Below are 5398 nucleotides of genomic sequence, written 5' to 3'. Positions count from 1 at the left end.
GGCGCCCCCGAGCTCACGCTCCGCGGTGCCGCGTGGGAACGGTTCGCCGACCGGGTGAACCGCGCCGCCGCGCGCGTGCGCGACCGGGGCCTCGAGCCCACCTTCCACCACCACGCGTGCACGCACGTCGAGACGCCGGAGGAGATCGACGCGCTGCTCGCCTCCACCGACGTCGACCTCACGTTCGACTCCGGTCACCTGCTGATCGGCGGCGGCGACCCCCTGCCCGACTACCGGCGCTGGCGAGAGCGGATCAACCACCTGCACCTGAAGGACGCCCGCACCGCCCTGCTGCACGACGCCCTGGCCGCCGACGACCCCATGCGCTCGGTGTGGGAGAAGCGCGTGTTCGTGCCGCTCGGGGAGGGCGACCTCGCCGTCGACGCCCTGCTCGACGAGATCGTCGCGAGCGGGTACTCCGGATGGCTGATCGTCGAGCAGGACGTGGTGCCCCGCTCGACCGCCGACGTGGAGCGCGCCGTGGCCGAGCAGGCCGCCAACCGCGAGGCCCTGCGGCGGTGGTTCGCATGAGCGCCGCCGTCACCCGCGTCGCCGTGATCGGACTCGGCGCGATCAGCCAGAGCGTGCACCTGCCGCTGCTGCGCCGCAACGCCGAGGCCTTCGCGATCGCCGCGCTCGTCGACCTGTCCGCCGCGCGCACCGCCGACATGGGCGCCCGCTACGGCGTGCCGTCCGCCCGGCAGTTCACCTCGGTCGACGAGCTCGTGGCCGCGACGGCCGCCGGCGACCTCGACGTGGACGCCGCCATCCTCGCCACCACCGGCTCGCACGCGGGAGACACCCTGCGGCTCGTGCGGGCGGGCATCCGGGTGCTCGCCGAGAAGCCGCTCGCCTACTCGCTCGCCGAGCTGGACGAGCTCACGGCGTACGGGCGCGAGGCCGGCGTCGACCTGCGCGACTGGGTGCGCGTCGGCTACATGAAGGAGTACGACACCGCGTCGCTGCGCGCGAAGGAACTGCTCGCCGACGTGACCCTGCGCGCGATCGACGTGCAGGTCATGCACCCGCTCGACGGCTCGCAGCTCGCCTACGCGCGGCTCGCCGCTCCCACGCGCGACGTGCCCCGCGACACCATCGAGCCCCTGATCGCCGGCACAGCCGCCATCGTCGACGGTGCCGTCGGGTCAGACCTCCCCGTCGACCTCCGCACGCTGTACACCAACGTCGTGCTCGGCTCGATCGTGCACGACGTGGGGCTGCTCCGGTCGCTCGTCGGCGGTCTCGGCGAGGTCGCGTTCGCGCAGCACTGGGGCCCGAAGATGCCGGGCTCCGTGCACGTGCGCGGCACCCTCGCCCGCGACGAGACGCCGTGGACCGTCGACTGGCACTACATCGACGGCTACCCCGACTACCAGGAGACCGTCACGTTCCACCACGAGGCCGGATCGATCGAGCTCGTGTTCGGCGTGCCCTACGTGACCAACCTCCCCACCATCCTCCGCGTGACCGAGAGTCACCCGGAGCTCGGCATCCGCGTGAGCGAATCGCGGTGGATGCAACAGGAAGCATTCGAGAACGAGCTGTACGCGCTCGCGGCCCTGGTCCGCGGCGAACGCCCCGACGGGGCGAGCGTCGAGGAGTCGGTCGCCGACGTGCGCGTCGGGCAGCGGATCATCCGCGCGCTCGCGGTCTCGAAGGGCCACGCGCTCGACCCGAGCGCCGAAGCCGCGCAGTAGCCATCCCGCAACACCCGAATCCGAGCGCCACCGCTCGGCGATCAACGACAAGAAAGGTCGGAAATGGTCACGCAAGGAAAGCGCCGCCTGCTCGCGGCGTTCGCCCTCACCACCGTCGGTGCGGTCGTGCTGGCCGGCTGCTCCGGAGGATCGGAGCCCGAGGCCGAGGAGTCGACGGGGCCCGTCACCCTGACGCTCACCACCAACTCCATCACGGGAGGCAAGAACGCCGCCGAGGCCGACTGGATCGCGGACTGGGTCGTCCCCGAGTTCGAGAAGGCCATGGAGGAGGACGGCAAGGACGTCACGGTCGAGTTCCAGCCGCAGGGCGTCGACGACGAGGACTACAAGACGAAGATCGCCCTCGACCTGCAGTCCGGCAAGGGCGCCGACATCATCGGCATGGACGGCATCTGGGTCGGCGAGTTCGCCGAGGCCGGCTACATCAAGCCGCTCGCCGAGGTCGGCGGCGACGCCGTGGACGACTGGGACGGCTGGGGACAGATCCCCGACGCCGTGCAGAGCGCGCTGTCGTTCGACGGCGACCGCTACGGGGTGCCCCAGGGCGCGGACGGCCGGGTGCTCTACTACAACAAGGACCTGTTCGCGCAGGCCGGCCTCGACGAGGACTGGGCGCCGGAGAGCTGGGACGACATCCTCGATGCCGCGAAGGACCTCAAGAAGATCGACGGCGTGACCCCGATCCAGCTCAACGCCGGTACCGCGATGGGCGAGGCCACGACCATGCAGGGCCTGCTCCCGATGCTCGTCGGCACCGGCGAGCAGGTGTACGAGGACGGCAAGTGGATCGGCGCCACCGACGGCATGCAGGAGGTGCTCGACCTCTACAAGACGATCTACGTCGATGAGGGCCTGGGCGACCCCGTGCTGCAGCAGGAGGCCTCCGGCCGCGACACGTCGTTCCAGCTGTTCGCCGAGGGCAAGATCGGCATCCTCCTGGAGGGCGACTACTTCTGGCGCTCCGTGATCAACCCCGCGGAGGGTGTGGGCACCGCGCCCATGGCCAACCGCGACGAGGTCGTCGGCTACGCCAAGATCCCCGCGGTCGAGCCCGGCAAGGGCATCAAGGGCCAGGACTTCGTGTCGATGTCGGGCGGCACCGGCCGCGTGCTCAACCCGAACTCGAAGCACGCCGAGCTGGCGTGGGAGCTGCTCGCGTTCATGAACTCGCCCGAGGCGTACGAGGCCCGTGCCGCCGGCACGCTCGCGATCTCGCCGCGTGACGACGTGAACGAGAAGCTGCTGTCGTCCGACCCGATGCTGACGTTCGTGAGCCAGGAGGTGCTGCCGATCACGGCGTACCGCCCCGGTCTCGCCGCGTACCCGCAGGTGTCGGTGCTGCTGCAGCAGGCCACGCTCGACGTCGCCACCGGAACCTCGGTCGACGATGCGCTGAAGACCTACGTCCGTGGTCTCGAAGGCGTCGTAGGACCGGACGCGATCTCCGAGTGACCATGACGAATGCAACGATGCCGGCGGGGAGCGTCCGCGCTCCCCGCCGGCGCCGCGCGGAGGACGTCGCCGGTCTGGGGCGCGCCAGGGCGACGCTGTTCGCGGCCCCCGGGCTCCTCCTGATCGGCCTGTTCCTCCTCTTCCCCGCGATCTGGACCGTCTACCTGGGGATGACGAACTACCGGCTCACCGGCTTCGCGGCCGCCAACCCGCAGTTCGTCGGCCTGGACAACTTCTCCACCGCACTGAACGACCCGCGGTTCTGGAACTCCCTGTGGCTCACGCTCGTGTTCGTGCTCGTCTCGGGCATCATCGGGCAGACCGTGCTCGGATTCGCGCTGGCGTGGATGCTGCGCAACGTCCGTCCCGGCGTCAAGACCTTCATCGAGACGCTCGTGCTCGCGGCCTGGGTCATCCCGGCCTCGGTCGCCTCGTTCCTGTGGCTCGCCCTGCTCGACCGCCGCACCGGCACGCTCAACGCCCTGCTCGGCACCGAGGGTGCCGCCTGGCTGATCGAGCATCCGATGGAGTGCATCATCATCTTCAACATCTGGGTCGGGACCGCGTTCTCGATGCAGCTGTTCTCGTCCGCCATCAGCGCCGTGCCGCCGTCGCAGCTGGAGAGCGCCCGCATGGTCGGCGCCAACACGTGGCAGCAGCTGCGCGACGTGATCCTGCCCAACATCAAGGGGCACCTGCTCACCAACACGCTGCTGATCACGCTGTGGACGTTCAACACGTTCACGCCGTACCTGCTGACCGCGGGCGGCCCCAACGGGCAGACCGACATCCTCTCGGTGTACATCTACCAGACCGCGATCCCGGGCGGACAGCTCGGCCTCGGTGCGGCGATCTCGCTCATCATGCTCCTGATCAACCTCGTGATCGCGCTGATGTACACGCGCGTCTCCCGGGGTGCGAATCCGAAGAAGAAGAAGGTGCGCTCATGATGTCGACCATCAAGACCGTCGCGCGCGACCGGTCCGTGACCCACTTCGTCTCGCGGATCCTGTTCACGCTCGTGCTCGTGATCGTGTCGCTGTTCTTCGCGCTGCCGATGGTCTGGCTGATCCTCGCACCGTTCGACGCGACCCCGTCGCTGACCGTGTCGTGGCCGGACTGGACGCTCGACAACTTCGCGCGCCTGGCGGAGAACCCCTACGCGCTGAAGTCGATCCTGAACTCGCTGATCCTCGGCGTGGGCACGATGGCGCTGGTGATCGTGCTGGGCGCGCTGGCCTCGTACGCGATGAGCCGCATCAACATCCCCGGCCGCGACGGCATCCTCTACGGGCTGCTGCTGCTGTCGTCGATCGTGACGGGGACCGCGGCCATGGTGCCCACGTTCCAGCTCATCAACCAGCTGCAGCTCATCAACACGCACGTCGGGGTGATCCTCGTGCTCGCCGGCGGCATCCTGCCCACCGTGATCTTCATCCTCAAGGACTTCATGGACTCGATCCCGAAGTCGTACGAGGAGTCGGCGCGACTGTACGGCGCAGGTCCCTTCCGCATCCTGAAGGACGTGGTCGTGCCGATTGCCCGGCCCGGGCTCGCGTTCATCGCGATCTGGACCATCGTGCAGGTGTGGGGCAACTTCCTCGTCCCGTTCCTGCTGCTGCGCACGCCCGACATGCAGCCGGCCGCCGTGCTCATGTACACGTTCTACACCGAGAGCGGCCAGGCCGACCTGCGGCTCATCTCCGCGTTCTCGCTGGTCTTCTCGGTGCCCGTCCTCCTCATCTACTTCTTCGTCAACCGCCGCTACGGCTTCCGCTTCCACGGAGGGATCAAGTCCTGATGGCCGCCATCACTGCAACCCAACTCGTCAAGGAGTACCCCGGCGGGGTGCGCGGCGTCGACAGCGTCGACGTCGAGATCGCCGACGGCGAGTTCTTCGCCCTCCTCGGTCCCTCCGGCTGCGGCAAGACCACGCTGCTCCGCTCGATCGCCGGCCTGGAGAGCATCACGTCCGGCCGCCTCACGATCGGCGACAAGGACGTCACGAACGCCGAGCCGGGTGAGCGCGGCGTGGCCATGGTGTTCCAGGACTACGCGCTGTTCCCGCACATGGACGTGGCCGACAACATCGCCTACCCGCTGCGCATCCGCCGCGTCTCGAAGAACGAGCGCCGCACCACGGCCGAGTCGGTCGCGAACGGCCTGTCGCTGAACGGCCTCATCGAGCGTCGCCCCGGCCAGCTCTCGGGCGGGCAGCAGCAGCGCGT

The 5398-nt window shown here is 69.3% G+C and carries 6 protein-coding genes; all 6 read left to right on the top strand.

What is annotated here, in order from left to right; translation table 11 throughout:
- Positions 1 to 531 (top strand): sugar phosphate isomerase/epimerase family protein (locus DW309_RS11775; protein ID WP_168387259.1); only part of this gene is annotated, 531 nt, incomplete at its 5' end.
- Positions 528 to 1697: a Gfo/Idh/MocA family protein gene (locus tag DW309_RS11770; protein WP_168387258.1), complete on the top strand. Its 1170-nt coding sequence runs from the start codon at positions 528 to 530 to the stop codon at positions 1695 to 1697. The genes DW309_RS11775 and DW309_RS11770, both read left to right, overlap by 4 nt.
- 63 nt (positions 1698 to 1760) lie before the next feature.
- The gene (locus tag DW309_RS11765; protein ID WP_136045480.1) at positions 1761 to 3170 is read left to right on the top strand and encodes an extracellular solute-binding protein; all 1410 of its coding nucleotides are present in this window, start codon (positions 1761 to 1763) and stop codon (positions 3168 to 3170) included.
- A gap of 2 nt (positions 3171 to 3172) precedes the next feature.
- Positions 3173 to 4120 (top strand): carbohydrate ABC transporter permease, encoded by a 948-nt coding sequence (locus DW309_RS11760; protein ID WP_240744632.1) that lies wholly within the window; start codon positions 3173 to 3175, stop codon positions 4118 to 4120.
- Positions 4117 to 4971, top strand: coding sequence for a carbohydrate ABC transporter permease (locus DW309_RS11755; RefSeq protein WP_205812745.1), 855 nt, complete (start codon positions 4117 to 4119; stop codon positions 4969 to 4971). The genes DW309_RS11760 and DW309_RS11755 overlap by 4 nt, the downstream gene beginning before the upstream one ends.
- The coding region (locus DW309_RS11750; RefSeq protein ID WP_136045479.1) for an ABC transporter ATP-binding protein at positions 4971 to 5398 on the top strand (428 nt) is incomplete at its 3' end. The genes DW309_RS11755 and DW309_RS11750, both read left to right, overlap by 1 nt.

Origin of the sequence: Microbacterium sp. K41, assembly GCF_004794395.1 — a bacterium.
GTDB classification, from domain to species: domain Bacteria; phylum Actinomycetota; class Actinomycetes; order Actinomycetales; family Microbacteriaceae; genus Microbacterium; species Microbacterium sufflavum.
This window is presented reverse-complemented; position numbering and strand designations above follow the sequence as displayed.

Bases quoted from the DNA above. Each gene is read 5' to 3' on its own strand.
- DW309_RS11770 (WP_168387258.1), top strand. From the start codon at position 528: ATGAGCGCCGCCGTCACCCGCGTCGCCGTGATCGGACTCGGCGCGATC.
- DW309_RS11765 (WP_136045480.1), top strand. From the start codon at position 1,761: ATGGTCACGCAAGGAAAGCGCCGCCTGCTCGCGGCGTTCGCCCTCACC.
- DW309_RS11760 (WP_240744632.1), top strand. From the start codon at position 3,173: ATGACGAATGCAACGATGCCGGCGGGGAGCGTCCGCGCTCCCCGCCGG.
- DW309_RS11755 (WP_205812745.1), top strand. From the start codon at position 4,117: ATGATGTCGACCATCAAGACCGTCGCGCGCGACCGGTCCGTGACCCAC.